We start from the raw sequence: 22,801 nt of genomic DNA, 5'->3' as shown, positions 1-22,801 counted from the left end.
GGCCACGAGGTGAGGGGGAACGCATGGGGGGCGGACGTCTGGGGGAGGGCTTGCGCCCCGAAGACCCGCGGTCGGCCGGGCCGTACCGGCTGCTGGCCCGTTGGCCCGGTCCCCGGCCGGTGCCGCCGCGGGGCGGCATGTACGTCGGCCGCGACCGGAACCACGGGCACGCCGTGGTGTGCCTGCTGCCCCCGGCCGCGTACCGGGCGGCCGAGACGCTGAGCCGCGGGCCCGTGCCGGGAGTGCCGGCCGTACTGGACCTGAACACCGGGACCGAGCCCGCGTGGGTGGCCCTCGTACACACCCCTGCCGTGTCCCTCTCCGACGTGGGGCGGCGGCTCGGAACGGAGTCCGGGACCCTGCCCCTGGAACAGTCGGTGCGGCTCGCCGCGGAGATCGCCGACACCCTGGCCGCCCTGCACGCCCGGGGCATCAGCTACGGCGCGGTGGCACCCGACGGCGTCTGGCTCACCATGGGCCGCCCGCTGCTGATGGCCCTGCACGCCTGCCGTACGCAGTCCCCGCGCTCGCCTCACGAACCGGGCCGGGGGGAGGGGCAGGGGCCGCGACCCCACGCAGGGCCCGGGCGGCCCGAACCGCACAGCCGGGTGTCGACCGTGCCCGCCGCCTTCATGGCCCCGGAAGTAGCGGCGGGGCGGCCCTCCTCCCCCGCTGCCGACGTGTACTCCCTGGCGGTGCTGCTGCTCCACACGGCCACCGGGCGGCTGCCTTTCGGGGACGGCCCGCCGCCCGTGCTGGCCTACCGCGCCCTCCACAACCGGCCCGAACTGCCCGGCCTGCCGGGAGAGCTGGGCGAGGTGGTGGCCGCGGCGCTGGCCTCCTCCCCGACGGACCGCCCCACCGCCGTAGAGCTGTGCCGGACGCTGGCCCCAGGCGGGCAGGACGCGGAGCGGCCACCGGAGCCGCTGCCCGGCCGGGTCGTCGCCGCACTGGCCGTACGCACGCAGGCGATCGCCGACCTGGAGATCGCCGATGCGGATGCCGATGCGGACGGGGACGGGGACGGGCATGCGGACGACCGGACCCCGGCGGACGCCGATGCGCACGAGCCCCCGCACCCCGCCACCCAGGCGGCGACGCCCCCGACCCCCGGCCCGGCTCCGGCCACCCCCGACGCGGCCGCCCGGCCCACCCGCCGCCGGGTCCTGTCCGGCCTGCTGACCGGCGCGGCGGGCTCGGCCCTGGGAGTCTCCGGGACCCTCGCCTGGTCCGCCCTGACCCGCGAGGACAGCCGCACCGGGCCGTCCGCGGCAGGGAGCGGTTCCGGTACGAGCCCCCGCGTGCCCGGCATGCCGCCGGCCGCCCTGTGGCGCCTGGACGACCCGACGGCCCGCACCCGGCTCCTCCCGGTGAGCAGCGCCGGCCATTGCCTGATGACGCGTGGCGACGTCCTGTACGGGCACGACCTGCGCACCGGCAAGGAGGTGTGGCAGCTGCCCGACGGCGGCAGCAGCCCGCCCGTCCAAGTGCACGGCGACCGCTTCCTGACGGCCACGCGCGAGGGACTGTCGCTCTGCTCGATGCGGGACGGCCGTACCCAGTGGCTCCAGCGCAGCGAGCAGCTCGCGGGGGTGCTCGCCGCCGACGGCGCCACCGCGTGGCTGCTCATGGGGGACGGGAGTCCGACGGGCGGATACCTGCTGGCGGCGTTCGACCTGGACCACCGCGAGGAGTTGTGGCGCACCCCGCTGCCGGGCGGATTCGGCAACGCGCGACTCGCCACCGCCGTCGGACCCGAGACGGTCGTGGTGGAGGTGCAGGTATCCCAGCAGATGTTCCGGGACGTCACGGCCGTCCGGACCCTCGCGATCGCGGGCTTCGAGCGGAGCAGCGGACGCATGCTCTGGAACCGCTCCTACCCAAACGTGCACGGCGGCCCCGCCTCCGTGGTGGACCCGGCGGGCGGCGGACGACTGTTCCTGCTCTCCGGCGGTCGCGCCCACGCCTACGACCTGAAGACCGGCACCCGGCTGTGGGAGTCGCAAGCCCTGGTCGCCGGGACCAACGCCCCGCCCTTCTTCAGCGGCGGCACCCTGTACCTGACCGACGACGGCACGGGCCCCATCGTTGCCGTCGACCCGGACACCGGCCGGACGCTGTGGGAGCAGACGCTCACCGAGAACCTGGAGTGGAACATGCTCGGGAGCATGACCGCGAGCGCCTCCGGACGCACCCTCTACCTCGCGACTCTGCACCAGGTCACCGCGACCGGCCTGCCCTCGGGCAAACGGCTGTGGCAGACCGGGCTCGCGGGGGTGGAGGCCCGGGAACCGTTCCAACTCGCTGCGGTCCCCGGCACCCTGCTCGTCGCCCGGCCGTCCGCCGTCGTCGCCCTCCCGGCGGACTGACCCCGCGCCCTCCCTCCCGCGCCCGCCTTCGCCCGCACACGCAAGCGCGCACAGGTACGACCGCCGCCCCGAAGGAGTCCACCGGTCATGTCCACGCTCCTGCCCCTGCTGCCCGACGATCCCGAACGGCTCGGGGAGTACACCCTCCTCGGCCGACTGGGCGCCGGCGGCATGGGGACCGTCTTCCTGGCCCGCACCGCCGGCGGCCGCCTCGCCGCGGTCAAGACCGTCCGGTCCGACCTGGGCGACCAGCCCGGCTACCGCCAGCGGCTGACGCTGGAGGCCGAGGCCGCGCGGGCCCTGGGAGCGGAGCACACCGCGGCCTTCCTCGGCGCCGACCCCGACGCGGCACGGCCCTGGCTGGCCACGGCGTACCTCATCGGGCCCTCGCTGACGGAGGCGGTGGCGGCCGGGGGGCCGCTGCCCGAACCGGTCGTCCGCGGACTCGGCTCCGCGCTCGCCGCCGCCCTCGCCGCCCTGCACCGTGCCGGACTCGTCCACCGGGACGTCAAGCCGTCGAACGTACTGATCACCGCGCAGGGCCCCCGGCTCATCGACTTCGGGCTCGCCCAGGCCCCGGGCAGCCCCCGCCTCACGGAGGCCGGGGGACTCGCGGGCACACCGGCGTACATGTCACCGGAGCAGGCGCGCGGGAGACCGCCCGGCCCGGAAGGCGACGTGTTCGCCCTCGCGGGGGTCCTGGTGTTCGCCTCGACCGGTCACGGCCCCTACGACGCCCGCGGCCGGCAGAGCACCCTTGAACTGCTGCGGCACGGGGCCGACCCCGACCTGACGGGCCTGCCGGACGGACTGCGCGGGACGCTCACCGCCTGCCTGTCACCGGAGCCGGGCGACCGGCCCGCGCCCGGCCGACTGCGCGACGAGTGGGGGCCGTTCGACCCCGGGGAGTTCGCCGAGCTGCTGCCGCAGGCGCTCCTCGCCGACCTGTCCCGCCGGATCGGCGACGTCGCCACCGTCGCCCCCGCCCCGCTGCGCGCCCCCGCCCCACGCCGCGCGCTCTCCCGCCGCACCCTGATCGCGGGCACGGCGGCCGCCGCGCTCACCACCGTGGGCGGCGCCTCGGCGCTCTGGGCCACCGGGAACCTCCCCGGCTCGGGCCCTGGTTCGGGGCCCGGCTCCGGCTCGGGGAACCGTACGGCGTCGCCCGGCCCCGGACGGAGCTCCCGCCCGCCCGGCACCCCTCCGGCCCCGCTGTGGTCGGTTCCCTCCCCGTTCTCCGCCTCCCCGGCCGTCGCGTCCGACGAGGTCCTGATCCACACGAGCGACGTCCTGCGCGGCATCTCGACGGCCGACGGCCGGATCCTGTGGGAGACCCAGACCGCCAAGGTCGAGGTAGCGGTGGCAGGAGACCGCCTCGTGGGCTTCGTATTCGACGACGACGGCAACGCGAGCGCCGGATACCTGGACCCGGGCACCGGCCGTCTCCCCGCCGACGCGGCCGACCCGGCCGTGCTGGGCGGCCTCGCCCAGACCACCCAGCTGCTCGCCGCGGACGCCGAATGCCTCTACCTGAAGGCGTACTTCCGCTCCCCCGACCAGCGACAGCAGGAGGAGGCCTGGCTGCTCTCCTACGATCTGGGCGTCCGGAAACTGCGCTGGCGCACGCGCATCGAGGGCGCCGTCCTGAACTCGAACGGCTCGCTCATGATGTCGGCGATCATCTCCGGCGGCCGCCTGATCTGCTCGGACCCCGCACGCGTCTTCGCCGTCGACCTGCGCGAGGGCCGCCTGCTGTGGGCCTGCCGGGTCCGCACCGACCAGGAGGCGGCATCACCCAACCAGTCGGGAGGCATCAACCCCCCGGTCGCCTCGGACCGCCACGTCTTCGACTTCGAGGAGCGGATCACTGCGGTGGACCTGGTAACGGGCGCGGTGGCCTGGAAACTGGAGCCGGAGGGTACGAAGCTGCTGAGCGCGCCCGTCTGCGTGAACGGCGCGGTGTACGTCGCGGACGGGGCGCTCCAGGCCTTCGACGAGTCGACCGGGAAGAAGGTGTGGACCCACGACGCGGGTGCGTACGTCTCCATGCTGGCGGCTCCTGCTCCGTTCCGCGGGGAGCTCTACGCGGCGGTCGGCGGCGCCGGTCAGGCGGTCGTCGCGGTGGACGTCGCCGCCCGCCGCGTCGCGTGGACGCTCGCCGCGGGCGCCGTGAACATGCCCGACGGCCCGACCATGATCGTCCAGCGCGGCAACCGGCTCTACCCCCAGACCGTCGACCGCCTCGCGGCCGTACCCCTCGATTGACATCCGCCGCGACCGAGATGCGGTGCGGGCATGGGCAGCGCACGATGAACGAGGATGCCTGAGCACGAGCGTGGGACAAGGTCGGTTGCGGCGGCTGCCCGGCGCCGTGGGGGCCGGCTGCGCGTAAGGGCGTCCTCCTTCAGATTCGCGCACGGCGGCGCGGGGAATTCCGGCATGCCCTGATGGCCGGCCGCACGCCCTGGTGCCGCATGCGCCCAAGTGCGAGGAAATGGGGAGAACCATGAGGAAATCCCTGGTGGCCGCACTTGCCACTGCGACGTCCGCGACGGCCGTCCTGCTGGCCGGTCCGGTGACATCCGCGACCGCTGCTTCGCCGTACTGCAACGAGACGACGCCGAGTACCTCGATCCTGTTCTACAAGGCCGGCAGCGGCGAAGCCGGCACCGGCACCCTCTCCGCCGGCCGTTGGCAGTACAAGTCGGCGTTCAACCTCGCGGCCGGCTACACGCACGCCGCAGCCAGCCGCGACTCGCTGGTGCTGTACAACAAGAACACCGGGGCCGGGGAAGTAGGCACCTTCAAGGGCGGGAACTATGCCCGCACCCAGACCTTCAACAACTTCTCCACGGGCTGGACCTTCGTCGAGGCGTCCGGCGACTCCGTGATCTTCTACAACGGGAACACCGGCCACGGCGTCACAGGCACCCTCAAGAACGGCGTCTACCGACAGGTGCGCGTGTACGACAACTTCAGCAAGGGCTGGGGGACCATGGCAGCATCGTGCGACACGTTGGTCTCGGCGGCCAGGCACGGGTCGGGCGAATTCCCTTGGAGCAACGTGGGCTACGGAACCCTCGAGGGTGGCGTCTACACGGACACGGGCAGCATCCCGAGAGACGATTTCCTCGGGGAGTTGACCGCGACCAAGGATTCCGTGCTGTCTTGGGCGAGGGCCGGTGGCGAACTCGAGTTCCGAGTGTCCAAGGCGACCGACGGCTCGGGCATCGACTTCCGCAAGATAGGCACCTCCGGCATCTGGGACAAGGTGGGCCGGACCTCGGACAGCTTGTTCTTCTACAAGAACGACGGGACCGCTTGGACCTCGACGCTCGTCAACGGCAACTACGCCAACGTCGGCTCGCTCGCCCAGGTCTCCTCGGGCTGGACGCTCATCGAGGGCGGTGTGTGACCAGCTCGATCTGGAAAAGCACGACGGGCGGACCTTCGACGGCGTCGCTGTCCGTGTCGCTCAGCGCAGGTCGAGCCGCATCAGGACCCGGGGATGACCGGCCAGCACCGAAGTGGTGTCGGCGGCGTGGGTGAACCCGGCGCGTTCGAAGTTCTTCCGGATCCCGGCGTACGCCATCGTCACGTCGACTTTGGCGCCACCGCTGTCGAGTGGGTACGCCTCGATGGCCGGTGCGCCGTGGGTGCGGGCGAACTCAACCGCTCCGGCAATGAGGGCGTGCGAGATTCCCCTCTTGCGATGACCGGGGCGGACGCGGATGCACCACAGCGACCAGACCGGCAGGTCATCAACGTGCGGGATCTTACGGTTGCGCGCGAAGGAGGTGTCCGAGCGCGGCGCCACCGCGGCCCAGCCGACCGGCTCGTCACCGTCGTAGGCGAGCACCCCCGGAGGGGGTGCCGTCCGACACAGCTCGGCGACGTACTCACCGCGGGCCGGCCCACGTAGCTCGTTGTTGAGCTTGGACGGGATCCGGTAGCTCAGGCACCAGCAGACGTTCGCCCCAGGTGACTTCGGACCTACCAGGGTACGGACATCCTCGAAGACTGACGCCGGGCGAACTGCGATGGTCATGGCACCACGATGTCACGGCGTACGTGGTGGGCGCCCGTCACCATGCGACCCGCTCGCACAGGCGCACGCCAACACGCCAGCGGCAGTCGGATATCAGCCGGTTTAGGTAGACTTTACTGTGGAGGAGCGGCTCGTTGGGCTAGCCGCATCCCTCCCAACCTCGGCAAATGATTCCGGTGCTGCGGCGACGGCTCCGAGCGACCCTGATGCGATTCCCGGCATGAAGGTGGTGGCTGATCGATGGAGGCACGCCGAGGTTCCCTGGAGGGTAGTGAGATTGCGGGCTACCGGCTGGAGCGCGAGATCGGCCATGGGGCAATGTCCGTCGTCTACCGCGCCACGGACCTGCACCTGGACCGTACCGTCGCGCTCGAGCTGTTCGCCCCCGAGCTCCACCGTGACGACACCTTCCGACGCCGCTTCACTCACGAATCGCGGATTGCCGCGTCGATCGACCACCCGCACATCCTGCCGATCTTCGAAGCCGGTGAGACCGACGGCGTCCTGTACCTCGCCATGCGGTACGTCCCCGGTCCGGATCTGCGGGTCCTGCTGGACCAAGAGGGCCCGCTCCCCGTTCCGGCCGCGCTGCGCATCGCCGCTCCAGTGGCATCCGCACTCGACGCGGCCCATGCGCACGATCTGGTGCACCGGGACGTCAAGCCCGCCAACATCCTGGTCGCCGCCGGCACCGACAGCGACCACCCCGAGGACGTCTACCTCACGAACTTCGGTCTGGCGAAGAAGTCGCCGTCGCTCGCCGGGTTCACCACCGCGGGCACGTTCGTCGGCACGGTCGACTACATGGCGCCGGAACAGTTCTCGGACCGGCTGCTGGACGGCAGGTGCGACCTGTACAGCCTCGCGTGTGTCGTCTACGAAACCATCGCCGGCCGGCCGCCATTCGAGCGCGACAGCGACATGGCGCTACTGCTGGCACACATGCACGATCCACCCCCAGCCCTCTCCGAGAGGCGTCCGGAGATCGCGCCCGGTGTCGATGCTGTGATGGCGAAGGCGCTGGCCAAGCGTCCTGAGGATCGTTACGCCTCGTGCCTGGAGTTCGTTGCCGAGTTGCGCTCTGCCGCGTCGATGCCGGACCCGCCTTCGGCCCCCGGGTCGGCCTCACCCCCGCTTGACGGGTCGGCCGAGAGCACACCGCCTGGACCGCCCTTCGATGACGATGACGAAGAGTGGTGACCCATGGGTGACATCGCCAAGAGCGCTCTGGGTGGAGCGTGGACAGTGCTGGTGGGATGGCTCTTGCCGACCGCGTTGAACGTGTGCCTCTTCGTCGTGGCCGTCTGGCCGAGCCTGGGGCGCGGCTGGTCCGCGAAGTTGTGGTCGGCGGGTGGCACGCCACTGTCCGTCGGAGTGCTGAGCGTCTCGGTACTCCTCGGGCTGGCCCTCAGCGCCCTGCAGAACCCTCTCTACCGTGTGCTTGAGGGGTACGCCCTCTGGCCCAGCGCGTTCGCCGCGTACGGGTGCGCTCGCCGGGGTCAGGCCAAGCAGGATCTGCAGGACCGGCTCACGCTGATGCGGCTGGAGCGCGAGGAGCGGGAGAACCGGCTGGCACGGGACGACAGCGTCCGGTTGGCTGCCCTGCGCGCCCACCCGCGGATCGCACGGGCTGCCCGTAAGGACCGGCGGCGCACCGCTGTACAGCGAGCCCTGCTCCGCGAACGGCTCGCCCGCTACCCGGTCGCCCCCGAGCAGCTGGCACCGACGAGGCTGGGGAATGCGATCCGGCGGCTTGAGGAGTACGGCTACGACCGATTCCGCCTCGACACCCAGGTGATGTGGAACGAACTGACCGGGAACGCGCCGGAGCAGGTCCGCCGACAGGTCGATCTCGCACGCGCGAATGTCGACTTCTTCGTTGCCCTTGTCTTCGGCCACTGCGCCGTCGTCCTCTGTGCGGCGGCAGCCCTGACCACCGCCCACCCCGATGTCCCGCTGCTGCTCATGGCCATTGTCCTGCCGGGCGTCCTGATTCCGGTGTGGTACCGCGCGGCCGTATCGGCAACCGACGAATGGGCTGCGGCCGTGAGAGCACTCGTGAACTCGGGACGCAAACCGCTCGCCGAATCCCTCGGGCTGCTCCTTCCGGGCGAGCTGGCCGGCGAACGCCAGATGTGGGCCCTGGTCTCCAAGATGTCGCGGTTGCCGTACCACGAACGTGCCGCAGGACTGGACCCCTTCCGAGCAAGACCGCCCGAAAGCCCACCGCCGCCGGCCGGGGACAGCGGCGCCGGCCAGAACGCGACGTAGCCCGAAACTACGACCTCGCTCGGATCCTGTGCGTTCCGGCGGCGCGCACCGGTACAAATGACGTCCGGGCGGAGTCCGGTTGACTACTCTGCGTGCATGCCGAATGCTCCGACGCAGTTGAGGCTGCGAGAGATTCCGGGCTGGGCGGTGGGGCTGTGTCTGTTCGGGCTCGCTGCCGGTCTCTGCATGATCGTCTGGTACTCGGTGGATCCGCCGTTCCTTGACAAGCCATCAGGGAACGGAGAACTGCTCCTGCAGTTCGCGGCGACGGCCGAAGAGGCCCGCACCATCGTGAACGGCGTCGAAGGCGGGGACGGCAGCAAGCTGTTCCAGGACGGCCTCGTTCTCGACTGGCGCATGTTCATTCCCGGCTACGCGGCGGCCCTGGCCGGGGCCTTCGGGCTCGGGCACCTCTTCCTCTACCGGGAGTCCACCCGGCTGTGGGCCCGGCGCGCCCGCGCCCTCACCCCCGTGCCGGTGGTTGCGGACTGCGTGGAGAACCTCTTCCTCTGGAGGGCTCTGAACCGGCTCGCCGCCGACCCGGTACCGGACCTGACGCGTGCGGCCTATTTCGCCCAGATCAAATGGGCGCTCGTCGTCCCGCTGGTGGCGGCGGCCATCCTGATCGTCGTCACCCTCTACTGCCGCCGGGTTCTGGACCCCTCCTTCGTGCGGAGTGCGCTGGAGGACCGCCCCCGTCCCGTCGTGGCCCACGCCCATAGGCTCACGGACGGCACGGAGAGCCCGTGGAGCGACCCGGACGTGATCGTCCCGCCCGCCGCGCCCCACGACTGGGAACCCCGGCCCGAGTGGACCGCCCCCGACCCGGCGGGGCCGCACCAGGCCGAGGCCCGGAGCCCGGAGGACAGCGCGGTGACCCGCTGGCGTACCCGCGCGTACCAGCCGCCCGGCCGCCACCCCGCGGAGCTCGGCTTCTGCGTCTCGGGCGGCGGCATCCGGTCGGCCTCGGTCACCCTCGGCGCGTTGCAGGCGCTGCGCGGCCAACTGCTCGAGGCGAGGTATCTGGTGTCGGTGTCCGGCGGCGGGTACACCGCCGGAGCCTTCCAACTGGCCCTGACCGGTGCCCGGCTCCGGGCCCCGGACGGGAGCCCTTCGGTGCGGCCCGGTCTGGCGAAACCCGCGGACGTGTTCGCGCCGGGCAGCCCGGAGGAGGACCACATCCGCCGCCACGCGAAGTACCTGGCGGACGCGCCCAAGGAGAAGCTGAACGCCGCGGGGGCGGTGCTGCGTGGGATGGCCGTCTCCTTCGGCATGCTGGCGCTGGTCTTCGCCGTGGCAGGTCAGTTCCTGCATCAGCTCTACTCGCACGTTCCACTGACCGAACTCCGCCCCCTCGCGGCGGAAGCCGGCGTGTTCGACGCGTCCCTTGACCTCTACCCGAACGCCTGGCGCCCCGTCCTCGCCCTGTTCGGCCTGGCCGGCCTGGTGTCCGTCGGGTACGCCTTCGCGCGGGCCGGCAGCGACAAGTCCCGCCCCGCATGGCTGCGCAGCACGGTGAACACGCTCACCGGCATCGCGCTGGCGGTCGCCGCGTACTCGGTCGTCCTTCCTTCGGTGATCTGGTTCTTCTCCTCTCTGGCCCACAAGGCCGGCAAGGCTGGGTACTGGGACGACAGCGGGGCGGGAGTGGCCTTGCTCGGCGCGATCACCGCGGCGGCGACCGCCGCGGGTACGTGGTTCACCGCGGTACACAAAACGGTGAAGAGGCTGAAGCCGGACGGTGAGCAGGCAGGTCCGTTCGCCAGGGGCGGCACGTCCCTCGTCACGCAGGTCGGCAGCAGCTGGGTGAAGGCCCTGGTGTGCTGGCTGGTTCTGCTCCTGGTCACGTTCTTCGGCCTCGCCCTCATGTCCTGGGCCGCCGTCTACGCGGGCAGCTGGCACGCGGGTTGGCAGTGGGGGGTGCCGATCGCCCTGATCGTGCTGACGCTCGTCATCGACCAGACCACATTCAGCCTGCACCCCTTCTACCGACAACGGCTGGCCGGCGCCTTCGCCGTGCGCCGCGCGGTATTGAAGGACGGCTCGGTCGGCGCCCTGCCGTACGACTACAACAACGAGCCGACCCTGCTGAACCCCTACGCACAGCGGGTGGAGGGCTTCCCCCAGGTCATCTTCGCCGCCTCCGCGGCCGTCTCCCTGCGCAACCGCACCGCGCCCGGCCGGCCCGCCGTCCCCTTCACCTTCGCTTCCGACTACTGCGGCGGACCCGACACGGGCTGGGTCCGCACCGGCACCCTGCAGAAGACCGCCCCGGCGCTGATCGGGCGCGACCTGACCGTACAGTCCGCCGTCGCCGTGTCCGGAGCGGCCTTCGCCTCCGCGATGGGCTCCCAGACGATGTTCATGGAGCGGCTGCTCGCGCTGTCCAACGTGCGGCTCGGCACCTGGGTGCCCAATCCCCTGTACCTCGCGGAGCTGGCGACGTACGGGCCCAACCGGATCATGCCGCGGCTGCCGCGGGTACGGCGACTGCGGTACCAGCTCCAGGAGCTGGTGGGCCGGTACTCGGACACCACTCCCCTGCTGCTGTGCACCGACGGCGGGCACTTCGACAATCTCGGGCTGGTCGAGATGCTCCGGCTCCGCTGCCGGACCGTCTATGTCATCGACGCCTCGGGGGACTCGCCGCCGCTGGCGACCACCCTCGCGCAGGCGATCACACTCGCCTACGAGGACCTCGGAGTGACGATCACCTTCGATGACGAGGGCCAGGATCTGCTGAACCTGGTTCCCGGCAGCGCGAAACCGCTCGCGCCCGAGGTGCCGATGGCCTCCCTGAACGGCCGGTTCTCCGCCACCTGCGTGGTGCGCGGCACGATCGAGTACCCGGAACCTGTCCAGTTCTCGCCCGACGCACCGGCCGACACAAAGGGGACGATCATCTTCGTGAAGGCCGGTCTGACCCCCGACATGCCGTACGAGCTGCTCAGTTACGCCCTCCGGGAGAAGGCTTTCCCCCGCCAGGCCACCTTCGACCAGTGGTTCGACCACGCCCAGTTCGACGCCTACCGGGCGCTCGGACACCACCTCGGCACCAAGGCCGCGGAGGTAGGCCGCGCTCACGCGGCGAGGTGCGGTGTCAAGCACCGCGGGTCCGGAGGCGCCCAGCGATAGCGGCCGGAGCAGCTGACGGTCCGCGAGTGGCAGAGCCGCCCGGTGGGGCGCACCATGGGAAGCGGCGCACCATGCCGTCCCCACCGCCTCCAGTTCCGGACCCGTTCCTGTACCGGTACGCGGGAGAGGAGGGAGTCACCATGAGAATCCGCATTTCGCGCGCCACATCCGTCGTCTCCTTCGCAGTCGCGGTCGCCCTGTCGGTTCCGGCCGTCCCGGCGGCCGTCCCTGCCGCTGCCGCCCCGACCGCCGCCACCCCGGTGGACTGCACCTCGATGGGTCCCGAGGCCGACGACATAGCGCCTTCCGAAAACCCGGGCCGTTTCGGCTTCGGGACCATGTTCCAGACCCTCGCCACCGTGTGCCTGATCAACGACGAGCGTCGGCGCCTCGGTCTTTCGGAACTTCCGCTCAGCTCCGAGCTGACGTCGGCGGCCCGTACGCACCTGAACGCCTCCTTGGCCCAGAAGTGGTGGGGCAAGGGCAAGAATCCGCACCAGAACCCGCAGGTTTCCGGAACCGCCAACGAACAGATCGGGCGCCGCATCAAGGACGGCGGCTACTGCGCGAACGGCGGGGCGTGGAAGGGCCGCGAGATCGTCTACAACGGGTGGGGCGGAGCCGGCACTCCGAAGGCAGCCGTCAACTGGTGGCTGAACATCAGTACGCAGGGCCACGCCGAGATCATCCGCGACCCCTCCCTGACCGACATAGGTGCCGCGTCCAGGGGCGGAGCGGCGGACCCGGCCGGAGCCAACCAGAGCCAGGCCGGCACCTACGTGGTCACCTTCGGCAGGTGCGGGTCCTAGGGAAAGGGAGCAGCCATGCACACGTTCCGACGCCCGGCCTCTGGCTGGGCGCGCCGCTCCGCAGTAACCGCGACAGCGCTGGCCGTGGTCGGCCTGGGCGTCACACCGATGGCGACGGCGACGGCCGACGCGGCACCCGTCGGCCTGCCCACCCAGGGCCTGTCGACGACTCCGGCCGCTCTGGACAAGGCGCCCGGCGACCTCTACCTGTTCCAGTACACCTACCGAGGCCATCTCAAGATCGGTGGTGGCAACTTCACCCTCGGCGGCAAGGTCTACGTGGTCGTCAAGTACAACACGGGCAAGATCAGGTACCACAGCACCGTGACCGCCAAGACGAACTCCGGCATCCCCGGCGGGGCCGTCTATCTGGAGACGAACATCACCGCTCCCTGCGCCCCCGGGAACAACGGCTATGCCCAAGCCTACGACCACAGCACCGAGACCTGGTCACCGAAACTGCCGGTGGCCATCTGTCAACGGATCGACTGAGGTTGACGGCCCGGTACCACGAGGGGTTCAGGACTGTCCGGGACGGTCACCGTCCCGGACAGGTCCGTTTCTCAAGGTCCCGTTCTCAAGGTCCCGTCACCCTTCCCCGTGCCAGTACTCGTCGTGAGTGCGGTGGGCCTCGGTCAGACCGTCGCGGAAGTACCGCTCGTAGTAGGCGTTCTCGAGGTGATGGGCCTGGAGCCACACGCCGGGTACGTGGATCGTGTCGCAGTGGGCGGGAAACCGCCCGTGAGTCTCGTAGATGTAGGTGCAGATGTCCCGCGTGCACGCGATGACGTCGGCGGAGTAGTCGCTGGCCTCGTGCAGGTACTGCCTTCCGAAGTCCCCCCGGTAGATGCGCGCGAACAGCCCCTCGTCGGAGTAGATGCCCGCCGGCCCGAACTTCCCCGCCACGACGGCGTCGACCGCCTCGCCCATGGTGCCGTAGTTGGGCGGACACATCGCCTTGATGAGGTGTTCACCGTTGTGCCGCAGGCCTACGGCGGTCGCCCTCAGGTCTGCGTAGCGCGGAAGCGGCACCTGCCAGCGCAGGAGGTCCGCCGGTCTCCACCGCGGGACGGTCCAGTCGAAGTCGAGCATGGGACCGTAGGCGGGACGGAACTTCGGGTCGCCCAGCATGATCGACGGGGCGATCGAGGCGTGGATCCAGGCTCCGAGACCCATGGCGTCGGCGGTGAGCATGAGGTTCTGGAGCAGCAGGTCGGCCTCGATCTGCGTCCGCATGGCCCAGATGAATCCCAGGGGCAGCTTGATGTCTTCGTTCAGGAACCCCGACTTCACCCATTTGCGCACGCCCGCCGAGCGGTAGAGGTTCCGGTCGTCGACGATCGCCGGCCGTGCCCCCTCGGGCTGGGTCAGCAGGTACATCAGCCCGTTGATGTACTGCCGTGACAGGTCCACCACAGGGAAGAGGAGGGTGGTGCCCGGGAGGTTCGACAGGAACCGGTTCGAGTCGAGGTAGGCGGGGAAGTCCCGCTCTCCTTCAGGTACGTCGATGCGGTGGTCGAGGAGCTGCACCTTCGCCTCGGCGGCGCGCGCACACAGGGTTTCCGGGTCTAGCGCCGACGCCCCTCCGTCGGATGCAGGGGGCAGGTTGCGCAGGAAGTAGGTGCCGGTGTCGTTGATCAGGAAGAAGTGCGTGCCTTGGGCGTTGTCTGGGCTGCCCGCGGTCCGGCCGGCCATGTTGAGGTTCGGCTTGGCCATGATGGGCTTGCCGTCGCGGGGGTCCGCGAAAGGACGGTCCGGCATGGTGAGGCCGGAGCAGCCCGTGATGGCGATGAGGACGGCCTCTTCGAGCTCTGTCAGCGGGGCTCGTGGCGCGGTGGAGGCCCAGCTCATCGAACCGGCCTCGACCGAGCTGCCGCGGCTGACCCGGTGGGTGCGGCGACGCCAGATCGACGTGAGCAGCGGGCGGTTCACGAGGGCATCGAACCCGGCACGGCTGTGGTTGTTCATCGGGTCGTTCATGCTGCTGTCCCTTCACGGACGCCGTCAGCCGCGCAAGCGTGCCTCGATGGTCTCGACGAGGCCGGCGATGACTCCGTCGGGCGAGGGGCTGTAGTGGGGTACGGCCCATCGCGTGATCCGGGCGTCGATGAGGGAGGGCCGGCCGGAGGCGAGCGCTTCACGGAACGCCTTCTCGAACTCCCCCAGCGTCTCGACGCGGTAGCCGTCGGCGCCGCACGCCTGCGCGTACGCGGCGAAGTCCGGGTTCTGGAACTCGACGAGCCCCGTCTCCCCGTAGGTGACGAGCTGGAACAGTTTGATCAGCTTGAATTCCTGGTCGTCGAAGACGATCCAGATGACGGGGATGTCGTTCTCGACGGCGGTCATCAGCTCGAAGCCGGACAAGGAGTAGCATCCGTCGCCGCACCCGACGACGACGGTCCGTTCCGGGTGCGCGACCTTCATTCCGATGGCGCCGTTGACATGGCCGGCCATCGGCCCGAAGGAACCGACCTTGCGGAAGTTCTGCCCCTCCTCCAGCTCCACGTAGTAGCCGAGCCAGGCGAGGTGTGCTCCCGCGTCGGCGAGCAGAACACCTCGTGGGGGCAGCATCCTGCCGATCGTCTGGGCCAGCTCCCCCGGGTGAATCTTTCCGGTCAGGTGCGTGATGTGACGGGCTTCGTAGTCGCGGCCGTCGACGTCGACCGCCGGGACGTCGCCGACCCGTTCGTCCAGTGCCTCGTGGAGGGCGGCCAGCCCGAGGCGCGCGTCGGAGAGCAGCGCGTAGTCGGGCCGGTAGGCCTTGTGGAATTCGGTCTCGGAGATGTTCACATGGACGAGCACCTTGTTCTCGAAGAGGTCTTCGCGGTAGTTGAACGTGGCGTGCTGATTCAGGGAGTTGCCGACGCACAGCACGACGTCGGCCTCGCGAAAGGCCTTCCACGCACTGGAGTGTCCGCTGTCCGCGAAGACACCCACCGAGAGCGGGTGACCCTCGGAGACGATGCCCTTGCCGTCCAGCGTGGTGAGCAGGGGAATCTGGAAGCGTTCGATGAAGCGCCGGACCTCCGCTCCCGCGCCGCTGCGGATCGCGCCGAACCCGACGAGCGCCACGATGCGCTTGCGCCGTGTGAGGGCGTCGGCCAGCACCGAGGCGATCTCCGCCACGCGGGCCCGATCCGGGACGACCGGGGCCACGTCGAGCCGGATGTGCCGGAAGTCCGTCACCTCGACACCACGGTGGGTGAGGTCCTCGGGAACGTGGATGTGCACCGGTCCGGGCCTTCCCTCGAAGGCGATGTTGACGGCTTCCTCGAGCACGTCGCACGTGTCGGCGGCGTCGGCGAGCAGGAAGGACTTCTTCGTCGTGGCGGCGAACATGGCCCGGGAGTCGGGCGTCCGGTTCAGGCCCGAGGTTTCGTTGAGGGAGCCCCATCCCTGCCATGCCCTCGAGGCGTATCCCGAGACTGCCAGGACGGGGTAGGAGTCGGACATCGCGACAGCCAGACCGGAGAACAGGTTGAACGCACCGGGACCTGCCGTTGCGAAACAGAAGCCCAATTCGTTCGTGTACATCGCGTGGCCGCACGCCATGAAGGACGCGGCCTGCTCGTGCCGCGTGATGATCGGCCGGATCTGCTGCGAATGCTTCAGGGCCAGCATCAGGCCGGCGGCGTTCTCTCCGGCACCGCCGAAAGCGGCCCGAACTCCGATGTCTTCCAGGCCCTTGACTATGGCTTCGTAAACCCTCATCGCCGTTCCCTCGTCCACTCCCCCGCGTTTGTGACGGAGACGCCCCGAGCGTCCCCGGATGCGGGAATGACGCCTCGGGCGAGGAGCTGTGGTGGCCGTAGTGGCCCACTGATGCGGGAAGAAGCGCTCGCACGCGCCGGACAACGCTGCCGTGCGATCTTCCAGAACCAGTCTGCCAGTACCCTGCGCATCCCGCTCCCGCACATGGAGTGGACCGTACGAGTGACAGGGCCGCCGTCGCCCTTCACGGCGCGCGCAGAGCTCGTACGGCGGACGTCTACGGGGGCGCGAGGCGGATGCCACCCGTCTGCGTTGTTCCGCGCGACGCGGCCGCACCACTGAGTCAGGGTTGCCGTGTGTAACCCAGGTGCCCGCGGACCCGCTCCCGGGCAGCCGTGCAGCGTCACCTCGTCGTCCGCCGGCATTGCGTCCGGAGAGCGGGGTGCGCCTTGGCGAAGAGGCACACATGGCCGAGACCAGGCAGTACGAGCACTACATGGGCGGCAACCCCGAGGCGGAACGCCTCGTCTTCGAGCGGCTCGCCCGCGAGCTCATGCGGGTCCAGCTCAAGACCAGGAAGCGCAGTGGAGCCTCCGACCTCGCACGCACGTTCCACGCCAAGGCCGTTCTCGGCGCGGAGAACGCGCGTCTGGCCTTCATCGGCGACCTGCCCCCCGACCTGCGGTCCGGCTTCGCACAACCGGGTGCCGAGTACCCCGTCACCGTGCGGCTCTCCAATGCGAACGGCGCCCGCCAGCCCGACCACGCCCCCGACATGCGCGGAGCGGCCTTGCGCATCGCGGCAGGAGCGGGCGAGGCGCACGACCTGCTGATGACGAGCCATCCGGTCTCGCACGCGCGCAACGCGGTCGAGTTCGTCGAATTCGCGAAGGCCATGGCGGGCGCCGACTCGACGCTGCGGAAGGCCGTCGCGCTGTTCGTCACCCTGCCGCTCTCGGTCGGCTGGTCCACGGCCGCGCGCATGCGCCGCAACGTGCGGGCGGGTACGAGCCGCCCCGTGAGCAGCCTGGCACTAGAGACGTACTGGAGCCGCGGCGCCATCCTGTGGGGTGACGCGGGGCCGGTGCGCTACCAGCTGAGCCCCGCGGCCGACGCCCCGTCGGCCCCCGCACCCTCCGCCGCCGACCCCGATTTCCTTCAGCACGAACTCGCAACGAGGCTGAAGGAGGCGGACGTCGTCTTCGAGTTGTACCTCCAGCGCTACGTGGATGCCCGCCGGACGCCCGTCGAAGACGGCGCGGCCGAGTGGAAGGAGGGGGACACGCCCCTCGTGCGGGTGGCGACGCTGACCATCCCGTGCCATGACATCAGCTCCGCCGAGGCCCGCGCATCAGCCGCACGCGTTGACGAGCTCGCCTTCAACCCGTGGAACACCACGGAGGACTTTCGGCCCCTCGGAAACCTCAACCGTGCGCGCAAGGTCGCCTACGAAGCCAGCAGCGCCCACCGACTGGGTCACCGGTTCGCCCATGTCGAGCCGCGGCGCAACACCGTACTGGGCGTGCCGTTGCGCGCCGCCTTCCGCGGCCTCAACCGATTCGTCCCTTGGCACCGGCTGCCCACGAGCCTTGGTCTGCTGAACCTCCTGGCCTTTCGGCAGAAGTTGCGCCAGGACAATCTGCTCGACACCGAGCTCCGCGAGGCACCGCCCAGAGCCCAGCCCGTCCCCGATCCCATCGACGAAGACATGCGGCTCGCGCGGAGCTACGACGGCACCTACAACGACCTGTCCGCTCCGAAGATGGGCGCTGTCGGGTCCGCCTTCGGCCGCAACCTCGCGCCCGTCTACCAACCAGAGCTGTTCGAAGTGCCGAACCCGGTCACCGTCAGTCGCGAGCTGCTGCACCGCGACGTCTTCATTCCGGCACGCTCCCTCAACGTCCTGGCCGCCGCCTGGATCCAGTTCCAGGTGCACGACTGGGTCAACCACAAGCGCTACCCCACCGGCACGAAGTCCGTCGAGGTGCCGCTCCCTCCCGGTGTCACGTGGCGCAACACTCCGGGCGGACGTCCCGAGAACGTCATGCGCTTCGCCGAGAACGAGGGCCTGTACCCGGCCGACGGCAAGGGTCCGCCGACGCTGTTCGCCAACGCGGCGTCCCACTGGTGGGACGGCTCCGAAATCTACGGCGGCGACAAGGACACCGGAAGGTCTCTGCGCGAGCCGGGGGGCGGTGCCGCGCTGCGCCTGGAGGACGGCCATCTGCCGGCCGGGCCGGACGGCCTCCCGCTCACCGGGTTCGCGGAGAGCTGGTGGTACGGCCTCAGCGCCATGCAGACCCTCTTCGCCCGCGAGCACAACGCCGTGTGCGAGGCACTGCGGCAGGAGTACCCGGCCTTGAGCGAGGACCGTGTCTACCACACGGCGCGGCTGGTCGTCTCGGCTCTCATCGCGAAGATCCACACCGTTGAGTGGACTCCCGCGATCCTCGCCACCGAAGTGATCGACGTCGGCCTGAAGACCAACTGGCAGGGACCGCCGAAGAAGTGGCTCGAACAACTGGGGCTGTGGCTCTTCGAGGCGCATTCACTGACCGGCATCCCCGAGACCCTGCCGGACCACCACTCCGCTCCGTACTCGCTCACCGAGGACTTCGTCACCGTCTACCGCATGCACCCGCTGCTCCCCGACGACTTCGAGATCGTGGACCACCGGCTCGGCCGGAGTCTGGACACCCTCGGCTTCAACGACGTGCAGGGCCCCGCTGCGGAGGCGCTCATCCGCAAGGCCGGTCTGGCCAACTCGCTGTACTCGCTCGGCATCGCTCATCCCGGCGCGATCACGCTGAACAACTACCCGCACGCCCTGCGGTCGTTCGAGCGGGACGGCGAGGTCATCGACCTGTCCGTGGTCGATCTGGTACGGGCGCGGCGTCGCGGTGTACCGCGCTACAACGACTTCCGGGCCGGTCTGCACAAGCCGCGCGTGCGGCGGTTCGAGGACGTGTCGTGCGACGCGGAGACCGTCGCACGCTTGAAGGAGGTCTACCGCGATGTCGATCACATCGACACCATGGTCGGTCTCTTCGCCGAGAACCCGCCGCAGGGCTTCGGCTTCAGCGACACCGCCTTCCGCATCTTCATCCTGATGGCGACCCGCCGCCTGCAGAGCGATCGCTTCCTCACGGTCGACTTCAGGCCCGAGGTGTACACCCCTTTGGGCATCGACTGGATCGAGCGCAATGGCATGAGCAGTGTGGTGGTGCGGCACTGCCCCGAGTTGGCGGGCCTCCTGCCGCGCACGGCCGGCGCGTTCGCGCCCTGGCGCCTGGCCACGGCGAAGGGAACCGATGGCGGTCGCGGCTGAGAGGCCCGCTCGTTCGGGCTGCCCGCACGGGCAGCGGTACGGCAGCCGTGTCAGATGGTGAACGGCTTCTGCTTGAGGAAGCCGTCCGACGGGCTGCCCGTCGTGTAGAAGTTCGGGCTCTGGTTGGCGGGCATGCGCTTTTGGATGTCGCGGTGGAAGGTGCGGTAGTCGCCCAGGAAGGCTCCCTTCCCCCACACCTTGAGAAGGTTCGCGGTGAACAGTCCGTTGACGTCTCCGTCGGACGCCACCTGGTTGTCCTGGCAGGCGGCGATGAGCACGGCGCCGGGCGCCGGGCGGCCGCCGTTGGCGTCCTTGAGTTCGCGCTGGAGGCCCTCGTAGAACGGCCTGTCCCGGACGAAGATCTGCTGCTGCTTGAGCAGCGGCATCAGCCGGGACGCCGCCTCCACCTGACCAGGGTCCCGGGTCTGGAACTGCGACTGCAGCGCCTCCGGGGTGAGGAGCCCCTGGAGGGACTCGATGGCGCTGCCGCTGTGGCAGCAGTCCAGCAGGACGAAGATCCTGACCCCCTCCTCGAACCGTCGGAACTCCCGGTACAGCTCGTCGTCGAGGAACTGGCGGTCGAAGAACACCAGCGTCTCGTCCAGCCGGTCGGGCTCGTCGTCCGATCCGACGACGTTGTCCATCTGGCCGCCGTGGCCCGAATAGGTGAAGAGCAGGATGTCCCCGCTCTTGAGCCGTCCGGCCGCCTTGCGCAGTTCCCCGGTGATGTTCTCCACCGTGCCGTCACCGGTCAGGATCACGGTGTCGCCGAACCCGCCGGCGCGGGCCACCGACGCCATGTCGCGGGCGTCGTTCTCGCAGGCCAGGAGCTTGCCGTCCCAGCCGTCGTACGCCTCGGGATCAACCTTGTTCAGACCGATGTGGATGGACAGGCCAGTGGGCACGGGCACTCCTCGGGGCGTGGCGGTCAGGGGGGTCGACAGCATGGGTTCCGCGGCGGCCGCCGCCTGAATCGGGGTGTTGGGGACGCCGCCCGATCGGGCCTGTCGAGGGGAGCCGGCGGGAGGCCCGCTATTCGGGTGGCCCGTCGCACCGCACCGTAAACGATCACTTGTGTGCGGTATTGCTATTTTATGAACGCAATTGATACGCCACCGGACCGGGCTACGGACGCCAAGGCGCGCCAGGGCTCCCTCGCCGATCGCACCGGCTACGACGAGTCCTTCCTCGGTGCCGTCGTCCCGCTCCCCCTGCCGGCGGCGACCGGGATCGAGACCGTGGTCCTCCCCTACACCCACTTCACCGTCGTCCTGCGCCCCGATCGCAGACTGGCCGCCTCCACCGCCGTCTGCATCGACGGCGAGCGGCTCGTGGAGGACGTACCCCGTGACGACAACTGGGGGTTCGACCCCCGCGTCCCCGAGACCCAGCAGGCCGGCAACGACATCTACCGCGACAACTCCCTGGACCGGGGGCACCTGGTCCGCCGCCTGGACCCGGTCTGGGGCGCCGCGGCCGAGGCCGGCCGTGCGAACACCGACACCTTCCACTTCACCAACGCGGCCCCGCAGCAGGACGCCTTCAACCAGGGCAAGGAGCTGTGGCAGGGGCTGGAGAACCATCTGCTCGACCACGCGGCCCGGTTCGACCGCAAGCTGTCCGTCTTCACCGGTCCCGTCCTGCACGACTCCGACCCGCCCTACCGGGGCATCCAGGTGCCGCTGCGGTTCTGGAAGGTGGCCGCCTTCGTCCAGAACGGCGGACTGGCCTCGACCGGGTACATCCTCGACCAGAGCCCGGACCTCAGCCGGGACCGCGAGCGGGCGATGGCGGGTGCCCGGCCCGGCGATCCGCCACCGCTCGGCCCGTTCCGCACGTTCCAGGTGCCCGTCACCGACATCGTCGAGCTCACCGGCCTCGACTTCGGGCCGCTGCCGGCCGCCGACCTCATGCCCGTCACCCGCGCACCCGCGGAGCGCTGGAAGCGGCTGGAGAGCTACGACGACGTGGTCCTGGACAGCTGAGATGGACGACGCCACCGTCGTCTACGTCCACGGAAACGGGAACAAGGTCCGCAAGGAACTGCTCAAGGCCCAGTGGGACAGGGCGCTGTTCGGCACGGACATGGGCGCGGCGTCGCGGATGGCCTACTGGGCGCCGGTCCGGTATGCCACCCCCCTGCCCGACGACGAGCCCGACCCGCTGTCCGGCGGCCCGCCGCCGCCCATCCGGGGACTCCCGGACCCGGGTGTGCCGCGGACTCCGGAGGAGTTCATCGAGCAGACGCTCCGCGAGGCGCGCCGGAAAGCGGGTCCGGCGCTCGGGAGACGGTCGGCACAGGCCGGGGAGGAGCAACTGGCGAACTGGCTGGCGAAGATGACCTACTCGGCCGAGACCCTCGGCCGGGCCGAGGACGCGGCGCCCGCACCGGCCTCATCAGACCTGGCCGAGGCGCTGCCGCTCCCCCTCTTCATGCGCGCACCCGTCTTCGAGCTGCTCGTGAAGCTCACCTTCGAGGACGTGTACGCGTACTTCTTCGGTGGCGTCGGCGAAGCGATGCGCGAGGTCGTCCGCGGCGAGCTGGCCGGCGTGCACGACGGTCCGCTCTGCGTGCTGGGGCACAGCCTCGGCTCGGTCATCGCGTACGAGGTGCTCCGCGAGGAGCGACGGGAGGTCGCCCTGTTCGTCAGCGTGGGGTCTCCCCTCGGCATCACCGAGGTCCAGGACCGGCTCGCACACCCGCCGGCGGTCCCGGTGGGTGTGGCGGCCTGGTCCAACGTCTCGGACCTGCGGGACCTGGTGGCGCTCGACCACTGGCTGCGGCCCGAGTACGAACCGCCCGGCCTCGTCACCGACCACCTGGTCAGGAACGACAGCGACAATCACCACGGCATCGCCCAGTACCTGCGCAGCGCGCCCGTCCAGCAGGAGCTGCCCACACTGTTCGGCCGCGTTGCGAGTGACCTGGCCGAGTGAAACCATGACAGGTATCAGGCAGTCCGTCTTTCCGCGCCGCTTCGGCGGATGTGCAGGTGCGGTATGTCTCCCAAGGATACCGAATGGGGACTCGTCACCGAAATGGTGCGAGACCACTTCTTCATTTCCGGCGAACCCCGACCCAAGCTGGTCCAGTTCGGATTCCCACCCGAGTTCGTGAGCAAGATCCCAC

At 70.2% G+C, this 22,801-nt stretch carries 15 protein-coding genes; 11 read left to right on the top strand and 4 right to left on the bottom strand.

Translation table 11 applies throughout. The features are described from left to right. The first annotated feature begins 23 nt into the window (after positions 1–23). The 3 genes from OOK31_RS15770 (at position 24) to OOK31_RS15760 (ending at position 5,784) form a co-directional block, all read left to right on the top strand. Positions 24–2,369, top strand: a complete 2,346-nt coding sequence (locus OOK31_RS15770; RefSeq protein ID WP_267013152.1) for a PQQ-binding-like beta-propeller repeat protein — start codon at positions 24–26, stop codon at positions 2,367–2,369. 87 nt (positions 2,370–2,456) lie between these two features. Further along, entirely contained in the window at positions 2,457–4,634 is a 2,178-nt protein-coding gene (locus tag OOK31_RS15765) for a PQQ-binding-like beta-propeller repeat protein (protein ID WP_267013151.1), read from the top strand. 241 nt (positions 4,635–4,875) lie between these two features. Then, on the top strand, positions 4,876–5,784 hold the full coding sequence (locus OOK31_RS15760) for a hypothetical protein (protein ID WP_267013150.1): 909 nt from the start codon (positions 4,876–4,878) through the stop codon (positions 5,782–5,784). Between the two features lie 60 nt (positions 5,785–5,844). Here OOK31_RS15760 and OOK31_RS15755 read toward each other — a convergent pair whose 3' ends face one another. Continuing rightward, positions 5,845–6,417 carry a GNAT family N-acetyltransferase gene (locus OOK31_RS15755; protein WP_267013149.1) on the bottom strand — a complete coding sequence of 191 codons (573 nt, stop codon included), beginning with the start codon at positions 6,415–6,417 and terminating at the stop codon, positions 5,845–5,847. 240 nt (positions 6,418–6,657) lie between these two features. On the opposite strand from OOK31_RS15755, the gene OOK31_RS15750 reads away from it, so the two are divergent. From OOK31_RS15750 to OOK31_RS15730, 5 genes are all read left to right on the top strand, one after another. Next, the gene (locus OOK31_RS15750) at positions 6,658–7,617 is read left to right on the top strand and encodes a serine/threonine-protein kinase (protein WP_267013148.1); all 960 of its coding nucleotides are present in this window, start codon (positions 6,658–6,660) and stop codon (positions 7,615–7,617) included. 3 nt (positions 7,618–7,620) lie between these two features. Beyond that, positions 7,621–8,688: a hypothetical protein gene (locus OOK31_RS15745; RefSeq protein ID WP_267013147.1), complete on the top strand. Its 1,068-nt coding sequence runs from the start codon at positions 7,621–7,623 to the stop codon at positions 8,686–8,688. A 96-nt stretch (positions 8,689–8,784) separates the two neighbouring features. Further along, a complete protein-coding gene (locus tag OOK31_RS15740) occupies positions 8,785–11,823 on the top strand; it encodes a hypothetical protein (RefSeq protein ID WP_267013146.1) in 3,039 nt (1,012 codons plus the stop codon). A gap of 140 nt (positions 11,824–11,963) precedes the next feature. Beyond that, the gene (locus tag OOK31_RS15735) at positions 11,964–12,632 is read left to right on the top strand and encodes a CAP domain-containing protein (protein ID WP_267013145.1); all 669 of its coding nucleotides are present in this window, start codon (positions 11,964–11,966) and stop codon (positions 12,630–12,632) included. A 15-nt stretch (positions 12,633–12,647) separates the two neighbouring features. After that, a complete protein-coding gene (locus OOK31_RS15730) occupies positions 12,648–13,124 on the top strand; it encodes a hypothetical protein (RefSeq protein WP_267013144.1) in 477 nt (158 codons plus the stop codon). A 96-nt stretch (positions 13,125–13,220) separates the two neighbouring features. On the opposite strand, the gene OOK31_RS15725 is transcribed toward OOK31_RS15730, so the two are convergent. Both OOK31_RS15725 and OOK31_RS15720 read right to left on the bottom strand, forming a co-directional pair. Continuing rightward, on the bottom strand, positions 13,221–14,612 hold the full coding sequence (locus OOK31_RS15725) for a hypothetical protein (protein ID WP_267013143.1): 1,392 nt from the start codon (positions 14,610–14,612) through the stop codon (positions 13,221–13,223). A 24-nt stretch (positions 14,613–14,636) separates the two neighbouring features. Then, entirely contained in the window at positions 14,637–16,343 is a 1,707-nt protein-coding gene (locus OOK31_RS15720) for a thiamine pyrophosphate-binding protein (protein WP_267013142.1), read from the bottom strand. Positions 16,344–16,809: 466 nt separating this feature from the next. Between OOK31_RS15720 and OOK31_RS15715 the strand changes: the two genes are divergently transcribed. After that, on the top strand, positions 16,810–19,671 hold the full coding sequence (locus OOK31_RS15715) for a peroxidase family protein (RefSeq protein WP_267013141.1): 2,862 nt from the start codon (positions 16,810–16,812) through the stop codon (positions 19,669–19,671). A gap of 50 nt (positions 19,672–19,721) precedes the next feature. Here the strand turns inward: OOK31_RS15715 and OOK31_RS15710 are convergent, their stop codons facing one another. Further along, positions 19,722–20,576, bottom strand: coding sequence for a caspase family protein (locus OOK31_RS15710; RefSeq protein ID WP_267013140.1), 855 nt, complete (start codon positions 20,574–20,576; stop codon positions 19,722–19,724). 189 nt (positions 20,577–20,765) lie between these two features. Between OOK31_RS15710 and OOK31_RS15705 the strand changes: the two genes are divergently transcribed. Beyond that, positions 20,766–21,656 carry a DNA/RNA non-specific endonuclease gene (locus tag OOK31_RS15705; protein ID WP_267013139.1) on the top strand — a complete coding sequence of 297 codons (891 nt, stop codon included), beginning with the start codon at positions 20,766–20,768 and terminating at the stop codon, positions 21,654–21,656. Position 21,657: 1 nt separating this feature from the next. Continuing rightward, positions 21,658–22,608: a hypothetical protein gene (locus tag OOK31_RS15700; protein ID WP_267013138.1), complete on the top strand. Its 951-nt coding sequence runs from the start codon at positions 21,658–21,660 to the stop codon at positions 22,606–22,608. Positions 22,609–22,801 lie beyond the last annotated feature (193 nt).

It is taken from the genome of Streptomyces sp. NBC_00249, assembly GCF_026342355.1.
Classification (GTDB): Bacteria; Actinomycetota; Actinomycetes; order Streptomycetales; family Streptomycetaceae; genus Streptomyces.
Note: the sequence above shows the minus strand (reverse complement) of the source record. Positions and strands in the feature narration are given on the sequence as shown.

Excerpts from the sequence above, each read along its gene's own strand:
- OOK31_RS15770 (WP_267013152.1), top strand. The coding sequence starts at position 24 with ATGGGGGGCGGACGTCTGGGGGAGGGCTTGCGCCCCGAAGACCCGCGG.
- OOK31_RS15765 (WP_267013151.1), top strand. The coding sequence starts at position 2,457 with ATGTCCACGCTCCTGCCCCTGCTGCCCGACGATCCCGAACGGCTCGGG.
- OOK31_RS15760 (WP_267013150.1), top strand. The coding sequence starts at position 4,876 with ATGAGGAAATCCCTGGTGGCCGCACTTGCCACTGCGACGTCCGCGACG.
- OOK31_RS15755 (WP_267013149.1), bottom strand. The coding sequence starts at position 6,417 with ATGACCATCGCAGTTCGCCCGGCGTCAGTCTTCGAGGATGTCCGTACC.
- OOK31_RS15750 (WP_267013148.1), top strand. The coding sequence starts at position 6,658 with ATGGAGGCACGCCGAGGTTCCCTGGAGGGTAGTGAGATTGCGGGCTAC.
- OOK31_RS15745 (WP_267013147.1), top strand. The coding sequence starts at position 7,621 with ATGGGTGACATCGCCAAGAGCGCTCTGGGTGGAGCGTGGACAGTGCTG.
- OOK31_RS15740 (WP_267013146.1), top strand. The coding sequence starts at position 8,785 with ATGCCGAATGCTCCGACGCAGTTGAGGCTGCGAGAGATTCCGGGCTGG.
- OOK31_RS15735 (WP_267013145.1), top strand. The coding sequence starts at position 11,964 with ATGAGAATCCGCATTTCGCGCGCCACATCCGTCGTCTCCTTCGCAGTC.
- OOK31_RS15730 (WP_267013144.1), top strand. The coding sequence starts at position 12,648 with ATGCACACGTTCCGACGCCCGGCCTCTGGCTGGGCGCGCCGCTCCGCA.
- OOK31_RS15725 (WP_267013143.1), bottom strand. The coding sequence starts at position 14,612 with ATGAACGACCCGATGAACAACCACAGCCGTGCCGGGTTCGATGCCCTC.
- OOK31_RS15720 (WP_267013142.1), bottom strand. The coding sequence starts at position 16,343 with ATGAGGGTTTACGAAGCCATAGTCAAGGGCCTGGAAGACATCGGAGTT.
- OOK31_RS15715 (WP_267013141.1), top strand. The coding sequence starts at position 16,810 with ATGGCCGAGACCAGGCAGTACGAGCACTACATGGGCGGCAACCCCGAG.
- OOK31_RS15705 (WP_267013139.1), top strand. The coding sequence starts at position 20,766 with ATGAACGCAATTGATACGCCACCGGACCGGGCTACGGACGCCAAGGCG.
- OOK31_RS15700 (WP_267013138.1), top strand. The coding sequence starts at position 21,658 with ATGGACGACGCCACCGTCGTCTACGTCCACGGAAACGGGAACAAGGTC.